General features: G+C 67.8%; 13 protein-coding genes. 4 read left to right on the top strand and 9 right to left on the bottom strand.

Annotation, left to right across the window (positions count from 1 at the left end):
* Positions 1-60: 60 nt before the first annotated feature.
* The 4 genes from QZ607_RS13860 to QZ607_RS13845 all read right to left on the bottom strand — a co-directional run bounded on the left by QZ607_RS13860 (position 61) and on the right by QZ607_RS13845 (position 3712).
* Positions 61-225 (bottom strand): hypothetical protein, encoded by a 165-nt coding sequence (locus QZ607_RS13860; protein ID WP_295883643.1) that lies wholly within the window; start codon positions 223-225, stop codon positions 61-63.
* A gap of 118 nt (positions 226-343) precedes the next feature.
* Positions 344-976, bottom strand: a complete 633-nt coding sequence (locus QZ607_RS13855) for a V-type ATP synthase subunit D (protein WP_295883642.1) — start codon at positions 974-976, stop codon at positions 344-346.
* Between the two features lie 188 nt (positions 977-1164).
* Entirely contained in the window at positions 1165-2622 is a 1458-nt protein-coding gene (locus QZ607_RS13850) for a deoxyribodipyrimidine photo-lyase (RefSeq protein ID WP_295883640.1), read from the bottom strand.
* Between the two features lie 229 nt (positions 2623-2851).
* Entirely contained in the window at positions 2852-3712 is an 861-nt protein-coding gene (locus tag QZ607_RS13845; RefSeq protein WP_295883638.1) for a hypothetical protein, read from the bottom strand.
* Positions 3713-3995: 283 nt separating this feature from the next.
* Between QZ607_RS13845 and QZ607_RS13840 the strand changes: the two genes are divergently transcribed.
* A complete protein-coding gene (locus QZ607_RS13840; protein WP_295883637.1) occupies positions 3996-4496 on the top strand; it encodes an N-acetyltransferase in 501 nt (166 codons plus the stop codon).
* Between the two features lie 80 nt (positions 4497-4576).
* On the opposite strand, the gene QZ607_RS13835 is transcribed toward QZ607_RS13840, so the two are convergent.
* Positions 4577-5509 (bottom strand): histone deacetylase family protein, encoded by a 933-nt coding sequence (locus QZ607_RS13835; protein ID WP_295883636.1) that lies wholly within the window; start codon positions 5507-5509, stop codon positions 4577-4579.
* A gap of 242 nt (positions 5510-5751) precedes the next feature.
* On the opposite strand from QZ607_RS13835, the gene QZ607_RS13830 reads away from it, so the two are divergent.
* On the top strand, positions 5752-8433 hold the full coding sequence (locus QZ607_RS13830) for a GNAT family N-acetyltransferase (protein ID WP_295883635.1): 2682 nt from the start codon (positions 5752-5754) through the stop codon (positions 8431-8433).
* 95 nt (positions 8434-8528) lie between these two features.
* Here the strand turns inward: QZ607_RS13830 and QZ607_RS13825 are convergent, their stop codons facing one another.
* Genes QZ607_RS13825 through QZ607_RS13810 form a run of 4 tightly spaced genes read right to left on the bottom strand, consistent with a single transcriptional unit; the run spans position 8529 to position 14034 of the window.
* Positions 8529-9818 (bottom strand): hypothetical protein, encoded by a 1290-nt coding sequence (locus QZ607_RS13825; protein ID WP_295883633.1) that lies wholly within the window; start codon positions 9816-9818, stop codon positions 8529-8531.
* A gap of 6 nt (positions 9819-9824) precedes the next feature.
* Positions 9825-11000, bottom strand: coding sequence for a DnaJ domain-containing protein (locus tag QZ607_RS13820; RefSeq protein ID WP_295883631.1), 1176 nt, complete (start codon positions 10998-11000; stop codon positions 9825-9827).
* 24 nt (positions 11001-11024) lie between these two features.
* Complete coding sequence (locus QZ607_RS13815) at positions 11025-13388, bottom strand: polysaccharide biosynthesis tyrosine autokinase (RefSeq protein ID WP_295883629.1); 2364 nt, start codon at positions 13386-13388, stop codon at positions 11025-11027.
* 4 nt (positions 13389-13392) lie between these two features.
* Positions 13393-14034, bottom strand: a complete 642-nt coding sequence (locus QZ607_RS13810) for a polysaccharide biosynthesis/export family protein (RefSeq protein WP_295883627.1) — start codon at positions 14032-14034, stop codon at positions 13393-13395.
* A 686-nt stretch (positions 14035-14720) separates the two neighbouring features.
* Between QZ607_RS13810 and QZ607_RS13805 the strand changes: the two genes are divergently transcribed.
* Positions 14721-15545 (top strand): CpsB/CapC family capsule biosynthesis tyrosine phosphatase, encoded by an 825-nt coding sequence (locus QZ607_RS13805; RefSeq protein WP_295883624.1) that lies wholly within the window; start codon positions 14721-14723, stop codon positions 15543-15545.
* Positions 15546-15850: 305 nt separating this feature from the next.
* Positions 15851-17377 (top strand): O-antigen ligase, encoded by a 1527-nt coding sequence (locus tag QZ607_RS13800; protein WP_295883622.1) that lies wholly within the window; start codon positions 15851-15853, stop codon positions 17375-17377.
* The last annotated feature ends 377 nt before the right edge of the window (positions 17378-17754 follow it).

Below are 17754 nucleotides of genomic sequence, written 5' to 3'. Positions count from 1 at the left end.
CCGCGACTCACTCAGCCGGGCTGTCGCGGCCAGAGGGGCGCTCCCACAGGGCCAATCTCTTCAGTCGTCGCCGGCCTTGGTCTCTGCCTTCGGGGCGGCCTGCTCTGTCTTGGCTTCCCGCTCCGCCTTGAGCCGCTTCAGCTTGTTCTGCTGGGAGACGTAGAACCAGACGACGGCGCCGATGATGACGAGGAATTCGAGGCCCTTCAGGGAGCTTGAGTCCATGGTCTTGATCCTCCGGGTGGTTGGTCGGGTGGCGACGGTGGCGTTGCCGCACGCACCGCGCAATGACGGCGGCGCGCCGCCGCATCAACCCGTTGGGGCATTGTCGGCCGCCCCGGGCTCAGCCGGCCGCCGCCTGCTGGCGCTCGCGCAGTACCTTGACCTGGAACAGGGTATTGCGCTCTTCTTCTTCCAGGGCCGACTGGATGAAGTGGATGGTGCGCCGGTAGAGCGGAATGATGTTGTACTTGAGCGCGTTGACGCGCTTCTGCGCCTTGCGCTGCTCTTCCATGAGCCGGTGCAGGGCGATCTCCACTTCGCCCAGGCGCGCCAGCACCACGGCGGCGTCGGCGAGACGCTCACGGGTGTTGTCGAAGCTCGCGTCGCTGCCGAGCAGCCCCACCGGCTCGATGGGGCGGCGCTCGGCCGTGACCGCCGGGTATTCGACGCCCAGGGAGCGCCGCGGCAGGATCTCCACACTGAGCGCCGCCGGGGCCCCCAGGGCGGCCTGATGCAGGCCCCGGCTGCCCATGCGCAGGTGGGTGATGCCGAGGCAGCGGTAGGCCTCGTCCAGTGCCTGGCGGCTCTCTTCGCGCAGGCGGCGGTATTCGCCGATGCGCTCGTAGACGAGGCGCGTCAGGAGCTCGCGCTTGCGCTCCAGCAGGTCGTGGCCCTCTTCGAGGAACTTGACCTGTTTCTTGAGCGTCAGCAGCGTGTTCTTGGTGGGCGGGACCTTGAGGACTTGCTGGGCCATGGGCGTACGGCGGCGGATTGGTCGGCTGAAGGGCCAGTCCTTATGTAAGGACGGGCAGGGCAACGGGTGCAGGGTACCGCGCCTTGCGCCCGCCGGCGATGGCCGCCGTCAACGCGACGCCGGGTTCGGGCGGCGCCGGCAGATTGCTGAGCTGCCGGACAGGCATCCGTGAGCGGCGGCGGCCCGGCTCAGGCGGGGCGCTTGATCTGCTCGAAGGCCGCCAGCGCCTCCTCACGCGAGGTCTTCAGGTCCACCACCGGCGCCGGGTAGTCGTCGCCGAGCCGCACACCGAGGGCGTCCAGCTCCGCGGGCCTGGCGGCCCAGGGCTGGTGGACCAGCTTGTTCGGCAGGGCCTCAAGCTCCGGACACCAGCGGCGCACATAGGCGCCGTCGGCATCGAAGCGCTCGCCCTGGCGCACCGGATTGAAGATGCGGAAGTAGGGCGCCGCGTCGGCACCGCTGCCGGCCGCCCACTGCCAGCCCTGGGTGTTGCTGCCGAGGTCGGCGTCCACCAGCGTGTCCCAGAACCAGCGGGCGCCGTGCTGCCAGGGCAGGCGCAGGTTCTTGGTGAGGAAGGAAGCCACCACCATCCGCACCCGGTTGTGCATCCAGCCGCTGTGCCAGAGCTGGCGCATGCCGGCATCGACGATGGGGATACCGGTGCGCCCCTGCTGCCAGGCGGTGAGCAGGGCGTCGTCGTCATCGCGGCGCCAGGGGAAATCCGCGAACTTGGGGTCCAGCGGCTGCATTGGGGTCTCGGGAAAGTGATACAGCATCTGCATGCTGAACTCCCGCCAGCCGAGCTCGCGCACGAAATGGCCGGCACCGCCGGCGGTGATGTCCGCAACCGCATCGCGCACCGCCGCCAGCACCTGCCGCGGGCCGAGCTCGCCCCAGTGCAGGTGCGGCGACAGGCCGGAGGTGCCGGCCTCGGCGGGGAGCTCGCGGCCTTGCGTGTACTGCTGCATGGCGCCGTCGAGAAAGCTGCGCAGGCGTGTGTCGGCGCCGGCGCTGCCGGGCCGCCAGGTGTCGGCGAGGCCCTGATCCCAGCGGATGCGGGGCAGGAGCTCCAGGGCATCGATGGGCAGGCTCTCCAGCGCCGTCGGCGGTGCCGGCAGGCTCGCAGGTGCCGGGCAGGGGGGCGGCACCTGCGCGAGTCGTGGCTCGCAGCGCCGCCAGTAGGGGCTGAACACGCGGTAGGGCTCCCCGGCACCGGTCTTGAGTGTCCAGGGCTCGAAGAGCATGGCAGCGTTGTGGCTCTCGCAGTGGATCCCTTCGGCGCGCAGGGCCGTCTTGACGGCGGTGTCCCGGGCGATGGTGGCGGGCTCGTAGAGCCGGTTCCAATGGCATTCGCCGGCACCGGTGGCCTCGATGAGTCGGCGCAGGGTGGACAATGACTCGCCCTGCGCCACGATGAGCCGGGAGCCGGTGGCGGCGAGCTCCGCGGCCAGCGCCGTCAGGCTGTGGTGCAGCCACCAGCGCGCGGCGCCGCCCGGCTGCCAGGGGGCCTCCTCGTCGGGTGCGTGGATGTACACGGGGAGCACCCGCTCACAGCGTTCCAGGGCGGTGGTGAGGGCGGGGTTGTCGGCGAGGCGGAGATCACGGCGAAGCCAGACGATGGCCGTGCTGGGCACAGATGGCGGCATGGGCTTGGTGGTGGAGCGTGGCTGGTGGCGGCCGGCGCACTGCCGGCGGCTTGGACTCGCGGCGGCTCGGACTCGAACAGGCCGGGGCGTCCGCCTGCTGGGATGCGGCAGACGGATTGCGCCGCCGCTCAGGTGGGGTAGGTCGGGGCGCGCGGCCCCGAGCCAAGCCGCGCCGAGCGCCAAGCGGCGCCGAGCGCACAGCCGCGGCGCCGGCCGACCCGGATCGCTCCTAGGTGCAGGCGGCTCGGTGCGCTCGATCGCGCAGGGAGCGTCGCCGCAGTCGCGCGACGAGCGGCATCCCCAGCAGGCCTGCGAGCAGCAGTGCAGCAGTCGCCGGACTCGGCGTGGTGGTGAAGAGCCTGGGTGCCAGCAGAACGTCACCCATTGCGTAGCTGGACGCCGCATCGGTGGAGGCGTCGCCGAGGTAGATGATGCTCGGGGTCCCATGCAGGCCGGGCAGCAGCGCATCGGCGTCGAATCGGCGCAGCGGCCCGCCCATGAGACGTGTGCCGTCGGCCCAGAGGTCGTAACCGTCAGCGGTGACGCTGAGCTCGTAGAGGATGCTGCCTGCGATGGTGGCGAACGACGCGAGCTCTGCGGGTCCATCGTGGTCGGCGCCCTGGGCCCAGATGGCGTCATCCCAGAAGTTGAGCTCGACGCCCAAGGCGCGCCGGTCCAGCAGCAACAGCGTGAAGCCGGCGCGGTCGTCGCGCAGGCGCGCTTCGTCCAGCAGTGCCAGCTCGAAGGCCAGGCCGATGTTTTCCCGCGCATCCAGCGCCGGCAGACTCGGATGCTTGGGCTGCCAGGCGGAGGTCGGGTGTGTGGGCGCGAAGCTGTGGGTGGAGAAGCCGGCGAAGGCGCCAGGATCGTCGCGGGTGTCCACCGCTGTCCCGCTGCCGGTGAGTGTTGGCGTGACACCCGGCGATGCGGCATAGTCGAGCCAGGGCTGTGCCTGGGGCAGCGTCGACTGAGTGCTGTCGTAGAGGACGATCAGCGACGCCTGCGCGGCACCCTGGCCGAAAAGCAGCAGCAAGAGCAGCAAGCGCACAGGGCGCGTCCGGGCGATGAATGCTGCCCACAGGAAATTCATGACAGCAGTCTGCGCGTCGCCGGTGCCGAGTGGATATACGTGTTTCGCCCATCTGTGGATGGGGCAGCGATCCTGCAGTTGATCGGGGATGGGCTGGCAACTGGTGCGGCGCCGTAAACGGTGCGGGCGCTGTCGGCGCCCGCGCGGGCCGGTGTGCGGCGGCAGCCCGCGGCGGTCGCCTGCGGCCAGCGCTGGGTGGAGCACTGGGTGCGGCACTGGGTGGGGCACTGTGTGAGGCCCGCTGCCGGCCGGTTCCGATAAACCCTCGTAAGGACTCTCGCCAGTGACCCAGCAATTTGTCGACATCCGCCGCGCGGACTTGGGCGATCCCGGCGATGCCGCCGCTGTCGTGAGCCTGCTCGACAGCTACGCCGCGGACCCCATGGGCGGCGGCACGCCGTTGCCGGCCGCCACGCGGGCGAGCCTGGCGCCGGCGCTGCGGGATTTCCCAGGGGCCACGGTACTGCTTGCTTGGGTTGCGGCGGTGCCGGTGGGGGTGGCCGTGTGCTTTACGGGCTTCTCCACCTTCCGGGCCCGAGCGCTCACCAATGTGCATGACCTGGCCGTGGACCCGGCCTGGCGTGGGCGCGGCATCGGCACACGGCTGCTGGAGGCGGTGGTCGCTCTGGCCCGTGAGCGCGGCCACTGCAAGGTGACGCTGGAGGTGCGTGAGGACAACGCGGGTGCGATGACCCTCTACCGTCGGCTCGGGTTCGGCCCCGGTGAGAGCGCCGGGCAGCGGGTGCAGTATCTGTTTTTGGAACAGCGCCTCGCCGTCGATTGACCCGCACACTGCGGGGCGCTGCCGGGCCGCTGGGCGGGCCGCGCAGCGATCCTGGGCGCCGGTGTCGGCGGCGGCCGCCGTCAGCCGTGGCCGATCAGCTCATCCAGGTGCACGGCGACGCTGCGCCCGAGGGCGGAGAGGTTGTAGCCGCCTTCCAGACAGGAGACGACGCGCCCGCCGGCATGGCGCTCGGCGAGGTCGTGCAGCTGCTTGGTGACCCAGGCGTAGTCCGGCTCGCGCAGATTGAAGTGCGCCATGTCGTCCTCGGCATGGCCGTCGAAGCCGGCGGAGATCATCACCAGCTGCGGGGCGAAGGCCTCCAGCCGCGGCAGCCAGTGCATCTCGACGGCGCTGCGGAAGGCCGCGCCGTCGGTGCGGGCGGGCAGCGGGATGTTGAGCACATTCGGCGCCCGGCTGTCGGCGCCGGTGCCCGGGTAGAAGGGGTGCTGGAAGCTGGAGCAGAACAGCACCCGCTCGTCGCCGGCGAAGATGTCCTCGGTACCATTGCCGTGGTGGACGTCGAAGTCCACGATGGCAACGCGCTCGATGCCGTGCTCCGCCATGGCATGGGCGGCGCCCACGGCGACGTTGTTGAAAAAACAGAAGCCCATGGCGGCCTTGCGCTCGGCGTGGTGGCCCGGCGGTCGCACGGCGCAGAAGGCGGCGTGATGGCGCTCGCCCATCACCAGGTCCACGGCGTGTGCGGCCGCTCCGGCGGCGCGCAGGGCGGCGTCCAGGGTGCCGTGGTTCATGGCCGTGTCGCCGTCGAGCCACACCAGCACGTCCTCGGCACTGGGGGCGGCGCCGACGACGGCGTCCACGTAGCCCTGGTGGTGCACCCGCAGCAACTGCTCCCGGGTGGCCTTGGGCGCGTCATAATGCGAGACCAGCATCTCCAGTCCCGCGGCAATGAGCCGGTCCGTGATGGCGTGCAGGCGCTCGGGCACCTCCACGTGGTGCGCACCCATCTGGTGCAGCCGGCAGTCTTCGTGGGAGATGAAGGCGAGGTTCATGGTGGCGGCCCCGTGGTGATGCACTCTTGACCCGGACTGCGCACGCGCCCAAAGCCCGGGTCGCGGCTGCCGACGCGCGGCGCCTGTGAGAGGATGTCGGGCGATGCGCGGCGCCCCGGTCCGGCGGTGCTGCGCTGGGCAGGTCGCAGACCGCTGGCTGCTCGGCAGCCGGGAGGCGCCGCGCTCGCCGTCCGTCTGTCACCAAAGCTTAATCCCTTTTGCACCCGGGAGGCCAAGCGTCCATGCGGCTGTCCGATGTCGATCAGTTGTTCCTGCCCGATGCGGTGGCCGTCTTCGGCGCCAGCGAGCGTGAGGGCGCGCTCGGCACCACGGTGTTCCGCAACCTCCTCGCCACGGGCTTCAAAGGCCCCTGTTACGCGATCAATCCCAAGCATGAGCAGGTGCAGGGGCATCCCTGCTGGCCGAATCTGGCGGCCCTGGACAAGCACATTGACCTGGCGCTCATCGCCACGCCCGCCGAGACGGTGCCGAGCATCCTGGACCAGTGCGGCGGCTATGGCGTGCGGGCAGCCGTGGTGCACTCGGCGGGCTTCGCCGAGAAGGACGAGCGCGGCGGGGTGCTGCAGGAGCGCATGGTGGAGGCGGCGCGACGCAACCGCATCCGCGTGCTGGGACCGAATTGCCTGGGCGTGATGCGCCCGTCCAACGGGCTGAATGCGGCCTTCGGCCCGACGCTGGTGCGCGATGGGCGCGTGGCGCTGGTGTCTCAGTCCGGGGCCGTGTGCAGCGCCATGGTGGATTGGGCCGGGCCGCGCCGGTTGGGCTACTCGGCTGTGGTCTCCCTGGGGGCGGGCGCGGACGTGGACTTCGGCGACGTGCTGGATTACCTCGCGCTGGATCCCAAGACCCAGAGCATTCTGCTCTACGTGGAGGGCATTCGCGATGCCCGCCGCTTCATGAGCGCTCTGCGCGCGGCGGCGCGCCTGAAGCCGGTGGTGGTGGTGAAGAGCGGGCGGCACCCGGCCGGCTCCCGTGCGGCCCTGTCGCATACCGGGGCCTGGGTCGGCTCGTCCCAGGTCTTCTCTGCGGCCATGGAGCGCAGCGGTGCGGTACAGGTGGAGCGTCTGTGGCAGCTCTTCGCCGCGGCACAGGTGTTCGGTACCGGGCGCAGGCTCGCCGGCAACCGCATCGCCATCATCACCAACGGCGGCGGCCCGGGCGTGCTGGCGGCGGATCGGGCGGTGGAGCGTGGGCTCAGGCTCGCCACCTTCGGCGACGCCACCCGGGCAGCCCTGGAGCAGGCGCTGCCCAGGCATTGGTCCCACAACAATCCGGTGGACGTCATCGGCGATGCCGGCGAGGGCCGCTACCGCGCGGCGCTGGACGCCTGCCTGAAGGACGAGAACGTCGATGGCGTGCTGGTGCTGCTGGCGCCGCTGGCGGACTGCGGTGATCCCACCGCGAGTGCGGAGGAGGTCATTGCCGCGGCCAAGCAGACGCGCAAGCCGGTGCTGACCTGCTGGATGGGGCAGTCGAGCGTCGCGGACGCGCACGGCCTGTTCTCGGAGGCGGGGGTGCCGCACTTCGAGTCGCCGGAGGTGGCGGTGGACGCCATGTCCTACCTCGCCGAGCAGACCCGCAACCAGAAGCTGCTGGTGCAGTCGCCCGGCCCGCTGTCGCAGCAGAGCGCACCGGACGTGGAGGGTGCGCGGCTCATCATCGAGGGCGTCATGGCCGAAGGGCGCAAGACGCTGGGCGCCATCGAGGCCAAAGCGGTGCTCTCGGCCTTTCGCATCCCCACCACCCAGGCGGTGATGACCCGCAGCCCGAACGAGGCGCTGATGGCGGCGGAGGCCCTGGGATTCCCGGTGGTCCTGAAGATCAACTCGCCGGACCTCGAGCACAAATCCGACGTGGATGGCGTGCGCCTGAACCTGAGCGATGCTCAAACCATTCGCCGCGCCTACTCGGAGCTCACCGAGCGTGCCGCCAAGCTGCGCCCGGATGCGCACATCGAGGGTGTCACCGTGGAGCACATGGTGCCGGCGCGTGCCGCCCGGGAGCTGATGGTGGGTGTGTCGCGGGACCCGGTGTTCGGGCCTGTCATCAGCTTCGGCGCCGGCGGTACGGACATGGAGCTGATGCTGGACCGTGCGCTGGGGCTGCCGCCGCTGAATACGTTCATCATTCAGACCATGATCGCCCACACCCGGGTGGCGCGCCTGATGGAGGCCTACAGCAACAAGCCGCCCATGAATCGCCAGGCCCTGGCGCGCATTCTGCAACGCGTGTCCGAGATGGTCTGTGAGGTGCCGGAGATCATGTCCATGGAGATCAATCCGCTCATCGGCAACGATCTCGAAGTCATCGCCGTGGATGCCCGCATCCGGGTCGAGTACCGCCCGCCGCAGCAGTCGCTGTACGGACACATGGCCATCCACCCCTATCCGCAGCATCTGATCGAGCGGGTGCCGCTGCCGGACGGCACGGACCTGACCATCCGCCCCATCCGGCCCGAGGACGCCGAGATGGAGCAGGCCTTCGTCCGCGGGCTGTCGGAGCAGACCAAGTACTTCCGCTTCATGCAGGCCATCAAGGAGCTCTCGCCCGAGATGCTGGTGCGCTTCACCCAGATCGACTATGACCGGGAGATGGCGCTCATCGGCGTCGTGCAGGAGAACGGGCGGGAGCTGCAGGTGGGTGTCGCCCGCTACATGACCCGCCCCGGCGGCGAAAGCTGTGAGTTCGCCATCGTGGTCGCCGACGGTGTGCGCAGTCGCGGCATCGGTGCCCGGCTGATGAGCTCGCTGATGAGCAATGCCAGGGCCCGGGGCCTGCGCATCATGGAGGGGGAAGTCCTCTCCGCCAACACGCGCATGCTGGCGCTGGTGAAGTCACTCGGCTTTCGCATCGAGACGGACCCGCACGACACCAGCATCAAGCTGGTGACCAAGGTGCTTTGAGACGACAACCAGCCTGACACAGGGGCCGAGGACCATCCGGCAGAAGCGTGCCCGGCGCGGCAGGGATGCCGCTCCCACAGCCGAGCCGGGCGGGCTCAGGGCTCGCGCAGCGCCTCGGCGCGGGCGGCGGCATCGAGCCCCTCGGTGCGCTCGATGCGCAGATTGTCGAACCAGAGCAGTCCGTCGAAATCGAGCTCGAAGGCGTGTCGGCCCGCAGACACCAGGCGCAGGTCCTGGGTCTCGCAGCCGCTGTCGGGGACGGCGAAGTCGAAGGAGAAGTCCTCCCACTCGGAGCGGCCGAGAAAGATCTTGCTCTGCCCGAGCACCTCGCGGCTGTCGCCAAGACAGGCAAGGCGCCAGCGGACACCGCCCTCGGTCTTGAGTCCATCCACCCGGGCCACGCCCATGAGGCGATAGGTGCCGGGCTGAAGGAACAAGCGCTGCGCGAGGTGGTGGAAGCGCCCCTCGTAGTTGTTGAACCGCACCATCAGGGACTGGGAGCCCTTGCTGCCCAATGTGCGTAGAGGGCGAATGTTGAGCTGCTGGTGCGTTCTTGTTCGCCAGCCGAAGCCCGAGTTGCGCAACGGCAGCTCGAAACCGCCGTTGAACAGCAGCCCCAGCTCTTCGCGGGCCTCCCGCTCCAGGGTGTTCAGCCAGGACAGGTAGGCCTCGGCCGGGTAGTTGTCCCGCAGCAGGCGGTTCTGGTATGCGACGCGCTCTGCTTCACTGACGGTGGCACCATCCGTTTCCCGCCGCAGCGCCATGAGACCGCGTACGACCTCGGTGCTGTCGGCGCGTGCTGCGGCGTAGCTGAAGAAGCCCGGCCACCACGGGGGAGCCTGCGCCACAATGGGCTGCAGCAGAGCCCGGCTGGCTGGATTTTCCGCGAGCTGCAGAATGACGGGAAAGCTTTGCCTTCTGATGCGGCGATCCGCGGTCATGGCCTTGCTGAGATGCTGCAACGCGGTGGGCGTATCGCCGCGTTGGTCCCAGTACAGCGCGATGCGCTGCTGAATGCTTGGGTTGGCCGGTTGTAGGCGGTCTGCGCTGCGTATCAGTGCGTCGGCATTTTCACTGCGGTTGGCTTCCGCGTCCAGCGCGGCGATGGCGAGCAGGGGACGGGCATCGGTGGGATTGGCGGCATAGGCACGCACGAACAGCGCGCGAGCGCTGTCGCTGTCGTCCTCCAGAATGTCAACGCCTTTTGTATACAGCGCCAGAGGGTGATCTGGCGCCCAAGTCATTACCTGCTCCAGCGCATTCGGATCCCCCGGCATGCGATCAGCGTAGTGACCGGCCAGGCCTGCTGTGAGGATGCGCCATGCGACCAACGCCGCGAACAGGAGCAGCAGCGCCCGCCACAGGGTCAAGATCATACGGGACACGGTTTGTCAGTCTTCCTGGATGCGAAAACGGCGGACCCGGTAATCAGCGTCCGTCGGCACCAGCTCCAAGTCCACAGAGCCATGAACCTCCCGCGTTGCTCCGTTGGGGCCTTCTCTGGCGACAATGATGCGGCCGCTGCCGTTGATGCGCCCGTCGGGGCTGCTTCGCCAAGCCATGTCTTGGAACGTGAGCCAAAGCTTGCGTCGGCTTTGGGCTGGACGGTCGGCTTCCTTTGAACTCAGGTCGTCGGAATGGCGGAGAGCCGTCCATGATGCCTCCACGAAGAGCGCCGCCAACTGCGCCCTGTCTCCACGGCGGAAAGCGATCTGCAGCTCGTTTGCAATGCGTCGCCCGATCAGGGCGGCCCTGCGGTCGATATCGGCATTGTTCGTGGGAGCGTGGGAGGATGCAGGCGCGTCTGCTGCAACGGGGCGCTGTACTGCGGCCTGGCTTTGCGTCGTACGGGTGGTGCCGGTGCCCTGTAGGTAGTAGGGGCGCGGCGGCGCGGCGGTCATGGCCAGCGGGCCGTTTGCCCGCAGCGATCGCGGCCCTTCGGCCTGCCAGAGCAGGATGACGATCCCGCCCAGCAGCAGACCGAGGACGCCGATGCTGCCGCTCCAGAGCCAGGGATTTGCGGCGAAACCGGTCCGCGCGGGTGCTTCGCCCATCTCCAGAGGGACCCAGTGGTGTCCGTAGAAATCGCGCGGATCGCTGGAACGTATGCGACGCTTGCGCCCTGGATGCGTGCGGTCGTAGCACGCCCGCTGCTCAGGGGCGGCCAAGACGTGATAAGCCGCATTGAGCCGCCTTGAGCAGGCGATATCGGCCGCCGTCGCCTCGGGCAACCGATCGGGATGGAAGAGCTTGATCAGGCACAGGTAGTGCCCTCGGATGAGCGAGGGTGTTGCCCGCGGCGACACGCCGAGCGCGCGGTAGTGGTCGGCGCCTGGATCGAGCAGCACATGGCGGGCGAAGAACCTGACTGCGGCCTCAAGCTCGCTCGGTGAGCAGTCGAGCGCCCGGGCCGTCGCGTCGATGTGCAACGGCGCAAGCGCCGAGCACAGCGCCGAGAACTGCTCGCCAAAGCCCCGTGGCAGTGGAAAGGAGATGTCCGCGAGGTGTCTGTAGGCGAGAGGGGTACGATAATAGTCGAGCGCCAGCTCGACCAACGGCGGGATCATGGCGGCGAAGGGTCACGTCAGGGCTCAGGCATCGACCTGCTCAGGCGATTGTGCATCACGGCCTTTGCCACCGTAGCTGTACAGATAGTTGTAACTGTAGCCGTACCCGTAGCCATAGCCATAGCCGTAACCATAGCCTTTTCCGGACCGGCCGACTTTGGTGAGCACGGCTCCAATGATGCGCGCGTTCGCCTGCTGGAGCCGGCGCACGGCGCCGTCGATGTCGTGCTTGCGGGTCGTTCCCGGCTCGGCGACGAAGATCGACGCGCGGGAGAGGTTGGCCAACACCAGTGCGTCTGCAAGGCCGATCACCGGCGGGCCATCGATGATGACGTGGTCGAAGCGCTCCACCGCCAGGCTCAGCAGGTCCGCCATCTTGGGGGTGGACAGCAGCTCCACCGGGTTGGGAGGCAGTGGACCGCTGGTGATGACGAAGAGATTCTTCACCATGCTCGCCTGCGCGATCTCTGCCGGATCAGCATTGCCGGCCAAGTGATTGGTCAGGCCCTGCGCATTCGGCAGCGAAAACGAACGGTGCAGGGATGGGTTGCGCAGATCGCAGTCGACCAACAGCACCTTGCCGCCGGCTTGAGCAAAGGCGATGGCGGTGCTCACCGCAGTGGTCGTCTTGCCCTCGGTGGGGCTTGCGCTGGTGAAGTGGAGGATCTTCGGCGCCCCTTCTGAAGTGGAGAACAGGAGCGAAGTGCGCAGCGAGCGCACAGCCTCCGCCACCGCGCTCTTGGGATCGCGGAACGCAATCAAAGGCACTTCTGCGTCGCTCAGGCCATGTTGGCGCGCCGACGCATAGGGCACCAAGCTCAACACGGGTGCGCCGACACGTCGCTCAACGTCGTCGGTCGCCTTGATGCTGTCGTCCAGCATTTCCAGCAGGAAGGCCAGGCCCACGCCGGCGAAGAGGCCCAGGGCGATGGCAATGGCGAGGTTCTTGGTGAGGCTCGGCTTGTAGGGCGCCAGCGGAGTCTGCGCCGCATCGACCACCGATACATTGTTCTCGCCCACACCGGCGGCGACGCCGACCTCCTTCATGCGTTGAAGCAGCCCGTCGTAGAGCTCGCGGTTGGTCTCCACCTCCCGGCGCAGGGTCTCGTAGTCGGTGCTGCGATCCTGAAGTGCCAACGCCTCGTCCTTCAGCTCACGCAGGCGCTGCCGGACGGACTGCTCCTTACGCAGGTCTGCCTCGTATTCGGCCTTGACCGAGGCTGCGATGGCAGCGGTCTCCCGGGCGACTTCCTCGCGCAGCTCGTCGATCTGGCGCTGGAGGCGCTGCATCTTGGGATACCCGGGCTTGTAGACTTGGAGGTTCTGCTCATACTCGGCTTGCAGGTTGCTGAGGCGGGTCTTCAGGGACTGAATGACCTCGCTGTCCAGCACGCCCGGTGCACCGCCATCGCTCGCTTCCTGGAACTCCAGCCATGCCGCCTCCGCCGCGAACCGCTCCGCCTCGGCCTTGACGAGGGTCTCGTTCATGGTTCGCAGCTTGTTCAGAACGATTTCGAGGCGGTCATCGAGGTTGACGATTTCTCTTTCCCTTGCATAGGCGACGAAGCGCTGCTCCGACTCCTCCAATGTCACTCGCATCTGTTCCAGCTGGTCCTGAAGGAACTCCTTTGCATAGGAAGAGGCGTCATAACGCCGCTCCAGGTTCATGCTGATGAAGTTCGCCGCGATGGCGTTGGCGACCGCTGCCGCTTCCTCCGGACTGGGGCTCTCAAAGGACACGCGCACCAGCCGAGAGTCAGGCACCGGGGAAATGGTCAAACTGTTGAGAAAGAGGTTCTCTTCCGCAATGCGCTCAGCAGCCGCGGGGTCCACCGGCTCGGCGGACGCCTGGGACTGCGTGCCCCCGGTCAGGTTTACGACGACGCCCTTAATGGCGGCCTTGACCCCGCTGGCGAACGACGGCTCTTCAGGTTGCTCGTTCTCGCTGGGCCCGAGACCCACCTGATCGATGACGCGCCGGGCGAGGGTGCGGCTGCGCAGCAGCTCGTACTGCGTGGAATAGAACTCCTGGTCGCCGAACCAGCTCCGCTCTTCTGAGGATACGCTGCCGTACTCGACGACCTTGTTTGCGGTGCGGTCGATCTGCAGGAGCGCGGTGCTCCTGTAGATGGGCGTTGCGTTGAATGTCGCGACGAGCGCGAGCACCGTTGCGAGGACCACCACCAGCAGGATCGTCGCCCGCCGGCGCATGAGCAGGCGCCAGTATTCGCGCAGATCGATGATGTCTGCATCGGGCTGGTCCGTTGCGGACCCGGTGGGATAGCCCAAATCCGGCGGTCTGGCACCGTCCCAGTACGCAAGTTGGTTGCCCGCCGCGTTCGGGGGCGCCGCTGTTGGGACGGGCGGGCGATCGTTCATCGCAGACATGCTGTCAGTAGAGAAGCGGATTGAAGTTTACGAAACCGCGCAGCGTGTCTCTGACATCCTCCAGGAAGACGCGGGAGCCCGACTTCGGCACCACGATCTTGTCGTTTGCGGCGAGCAGGGGGTCCCGCAGCTCGCCTCGCTGAACCTTCTTCAGATCGACGACGTAGGCGCTGACGCCGGAATTCGATGGCTTCGCCCTGAACACAATGACCTGCTCGTCTTTGGCGCGTCTGGTGGTGCCGCCCGCCAAGGCAATCCCTTCGAGAAGGGTGGTCCGGCCGCGGATTGGGAACACCCCGGGCTTGTTGACTTCGCCGCCGATGGCGACCTCCAGGTCCGCATACTCCGAGACGAAGACGTTGACCTGCGGGTCCTGTAAGTAGTCCTTCGCCAGCGCTGCTGCGATACGCTGCTCTGCCTCGGCGGCGGTAAGACCGGCAACAGACACCGCACCCACCAGCGGCAGTGCGATGGCGCCGCCGTCGCCCACGCGCTCTGTGCTGCCAAGCTCCTCCGCTTGGAAGACCTGAATTTCGAGGACATCCCCGGCGGTGATGCGGTGATTGGTGTCCACAGTCGGGTCGCTCGGAACGCCGACCATCGCTGGCACCAGTTGCTGCGCCGACGCCTGGGCGGTTGCCTCCACCGTTCTTGGTCCGCTCCCCGGCAATGGCTGGGCGTTAGGGATCGCCGGGTCTCCCGCACAGCCGGAGAGGAGAACAGCGCCGACTGCGAGCCAAGCGACGGAGTGCACTGTGTACGTCATCGGTCAGTTCCAAGCCCAACGAAAACCTGGGGATGATGCCGGACGGCCGCTGTACTGGCAACATGCGCAGCCGGCCTGCAAGCGGGAGCCGGAGAGAGACCCGACGACCGGTCGTTCAAGCCGCGGAAGGGTTGATCGCAACCGGTGCGCGGCTCAACGGTCGGAGCGGCAGATGGGGCAACAACGGCCATCATCGCTCGAAATCGCGGCTTTGCAGTCCCATCTCGGGCCCAGGCGAGGACGCGCCGACGCCGCTTCGTTCCTGCTGTGCCACGCGCGCAGGTCAGGCCCATGTGCCAGGCGGAACAAGCCCAGCGAGGCCAAGTTTCGCCGCCGGTGCAGGCTTCTGGATGACAGTACTGCCATGATCCGGCCGGATGCCCCAAGCGTGCGACCGTTCGCCACTGGCGATGTTCAGACTGTGTCCAGGCATGGATCTCGAGCCTGCATCCAGCCACCGCGTCGCTTGCCGCAGAAGTCAGCGGATCGGCGCTTGGGCGTATGACTTGGGATTTGGGCCTGTGTGCGGACTCCGTTGACCACCCTAAGCTCTGGGAGACTGTCCCGTGATCGACCTGCACTGCCACATGCTGCCCGGCATCGACGACGGTGCGCATGACCTCGCGACCGCGCTGGCGATGGCCCGTGTCGCGGCGGATGACGGCATCGAAGTGACCGCATGTACGCCGCACATCTATCCGGGCCTGTACGAGAACGCCACAGACAACATCAGCGCCGCGGTCGACGCCTTCCGCAGCGCGGTGGCGGAGGCCGGCATCCCCTTGGAGCTGACGTTCGGAGCAGACATTCAGATCGTCCCCGAGCTCCTTGCCGGTCTGCGCCGCGGAACGCACCCGACGCTGCACGGCTCCAGGTACTTCCTGTTCGAGCCGCCCCACCATACGGTTCCTGTGCGCTTCGCCGAGACCCTGTTCGACACCATGGCTGCCGGCTACACCCCGGTCATCACCCATCCCGAGCGGCTCACGTGGCTGGACGATGACCACTACGGCTGGTTCGTGGACGCGGTCGCGGATGGTGCCTGGATTCAACTCACAGCGGGCGCCGTGACCGGCGACTTCGGTCGCCGGGCGCGCTACTGGAGCGAGCGGATGTTGGACGACGGCATTGTGCACATCCTGGCCACGGACTCGCATGATCCCGCACATCGCCCGCCCATCCTCTCCGCAGGCCGCGATGCTGCCGCGCATTGGGTTGGCCCTGAGGAGGCTAAGCGCATGGTGGATGAACGGCCGCGGGCTGTGCTCGCAGATCAGCCCGCCAACAGCATCGTCCCGCCGCCGGCAGGGCGCGCAGGAGCCCCGATCGGTCGGCCGCAGCGGCGCCGAGGCTGGCTCAGCCGCCTGTTCGCCGGTGAGGACGAGGCGTGAACTGCCCCGAGCGAGGCGACCGCCGCCCGCGCACCTGCGGCAGCCACCAAGCGCCTTCGCCCCGGCGACCCATAAGCCGTGGGCGCCACAATTCCGCCGGAAACCGCTGCAACCATTGAGCGCTCGCGGATACAATCACCCACCGAACATGAGCCCCCGCAAGGAAGCAGCGGCGCGTCAGCACCGTGAGCCCGAGCCTCCGGGGCTGAAGCCATACAGGCGCCATCGGCCGAGAGCGCGCGTAAGCTGAGATGTCCCGCAGCCCGCTCGCGCCCGCGCGCAGTGATTCTTGGAGATCGCCGACCGTGCCAGCCAGCCCTCCCTCAAGCGGGCAGGACAGCGCAGCCCAGGCGGGCATTGCGTTTACCCTGCTGTTGGCCATCATGGCGTTCACGCCCCTTTTTCGGGCGGGCGCGACGCCGCTCGCCGCGCTCGTCAGCCAACTGTTGGGGCTGGCGCTTGTGAGCGCCACGCTGTGGTCGCCGCACCGCATCAAGATCGACCGGCTGCAGGCGGCGACGCTCGTGATGCTGGTCGTACTGCCCGCCCTGTACCTGCTGCCGCTTCCGGCGGTGGTCGCAGATTGGCTCCCCGGGCGAGATCTCTACCGGGAGGCGAGCGGCTACCTGCCGACGCTCCCGGACGCGCACAGCGCCACATTGGCCGTGATCCCCAGCGCGGCGACCAGCGCCGTGCTTTCCCTGGTCCTGCCCGTCAGCGTCTTCCTCGGCGTGCGCGTCCTCCGGCACCAACAACTGGAGGCCCTGGTCGGCTTACTCATCGTCGTCGCTTCGCTGCAGGCGCTGCTGGGTCTCCTGCAGTACGGCACAGGCCAGGGCGGCGGCACGCCGCTTGCCGTGGAGGGGTCGCACCGCCTGTCCGCTGTCGGCACCTACGCCAACCGCAACCACTTGGCTGGTCTCATCGAGATGGTCTTGCCCATCACGCTGGCCCTCCTGTTCTACGCGCTGAGCCGCCTACAGTCGCGCGAGCACAAGGGCAACGCCATCAAGCGCAGCGTCATCAAGCTCGGCTCGCGATCCGGCACCAGCGTCATCCTGTATGCCGCCATTGCACTGCTTCTGATCGTCGGCGTTGTTTTTACCCGGTCGCGCACCGGTATCGCGCTGACCATCCTCGGCATTCTGCTCACGACCGGGGTATTTGCCCGGCAGATCGGCCGCAAGAGCGCACTGGGTCCTGCCGGGGTCATCCTTGTTCTCGCGTTGGCGGCGGGGGTCAGCATTGGACTGGCGCCGGTGCTGGATCGGTTCTCGGCCACCGGGCTGGAAAGCGATGCCCGGTGGCAGATCTTCAACGACACCATGATCGGCATCGGCGCGATGTTTCCGGTCGGCGCCGGCCCAGGTGCCTTTCCCTTCGCGTTTCCGGCGTATCAGTCGCTCGATTTGGGTTGGGCCTTCATCAACCGTGCTCACAATGACTACCTTGAGTGGATGTTCGACCTGGGTGCCGCCGGCTTGCTGCTCACAGCCCTGGTCCTGCTGATCTACCTGTGGCAATGGGGCCGCATCCTGCGTACCGGGGGTGAGACCAGACTTCGCTCTATTCAGATCGGCTGCGGCATCGGCGTGCTTCTCCTCGGGATTCATGAGCTTGTGGACTACAACCTCTACACGCCGGCCAACCAGCTTGTGTTCGCCTTTGCGCTCTCGGTCTTCCTGTACCCGCCTGAGCGTTTGCTGGCCACGGCCGCGCGTTCGCATCGCCGAACGCGTCGGACACCGGACCTGCTCCCCCGAGCGCAACCCGAGCCAATGTCGTCTGGGCCACCGTCTGACCAGATCGAGAACCCGTTCCTGAGCCGGTGAGTGTAAGAATGACAGGCGGATGCGGCCCTGCACTGCTTCGGGCTCAATCATTCCGGTACCTCGGTTCACAAGGGCAGGGTCGAAAGCACTGTCTAACCGGTCGCGAGGCGCCAGCTTCGATACGAGGGTCCACGTACGGATTGAGATGCGGCGCTGTGCCCTGGGCGCGAAGCTCCAGCTTCGCGAGCCCAGTGCGGAATCTCTCCTTCGCGAGTCCGAAAGAACGCTGTCACGACACGCGCAACCAGAAACCAAGACGCGTTGCCCAGCAGTGCCAAAGCGGCGCACACCGCTCAGCGGCAAGGGCAGGGCGCTTGAGGTACCTCCACGCTCGTGAAGCAAAGCTGCGCAAAACGCTCCGCAGGAAAGCCTCCGCT

This window comes from uncultured Thiohalocapsa sp. (genome assembly GCF_913063425.1).
Taxonomy (GTDB): Bacteria; Pseudomonadota; Gammaproteobacteria; order Chromatiales; family Chromatiaceae; genus Thiohalocapsa.
This window is presented reverse-complemented; position numbering and strand designations above follow the sequence as displayed.

Coding starts and splice junctions, on each gene's coding strand:
- QZ607_RS13850 (WP_295883640.1), bottom strand. CDS start 2,622: ATGCCGCCATCTGTGCCCAGCACGGCCATCGTCTGGCTTCGCCGTGAT.
- QZ607_RS13820 (WP_295883631.1), bottom strand. CDS start 11,000: ATGATCCCGCCGTTGGTCGAGCTGGCGCTCGACTATTATCGTACCCCT.
- QZ607_RS13835 (WP_295883636.1), bottom strand. CDS start 5,509: ATGAACCTCGCCTTCATCTCCCACGAAGACTGCCGGCTGCACCAGATG.
- QZ607_RS13855 (WP_295883642.1), bottom strand. CDS start 976: ATGGCCCAGCAAGTCCTCAAGGTCCCGCCCACCAAGAACACGCTGCTG.
- QZ607_RS13860 (WP_295883643.1), bottom strand. CDS start 225: ATGGACTCAAGCTCCCTGAAGGGCCTCGAATTCCTCGTCATCATCGGC.
- QZ607_RS13815 (WP_295883629.1), bottom strand. CDS start 13,388: ATGTCTGCGATGAACGATCGCCCGCCCGTCCCAACAGCGGCGCCCCCG.
- QZ607_RS13830 (WP_295883635.1), top strand. CDS start 5,752: ATGCGGCTGTCCGATGTCGATCAGTTGTTCCTGCCCGATGCGGTGGCC.
- QZ607_RS13845 (WP_295883638.1), bottom strand. CDS start 3,712: ATGAATTTCCTGTGGGCAGCATTCATCGCCCGGACGCGCCCTGTGCGC.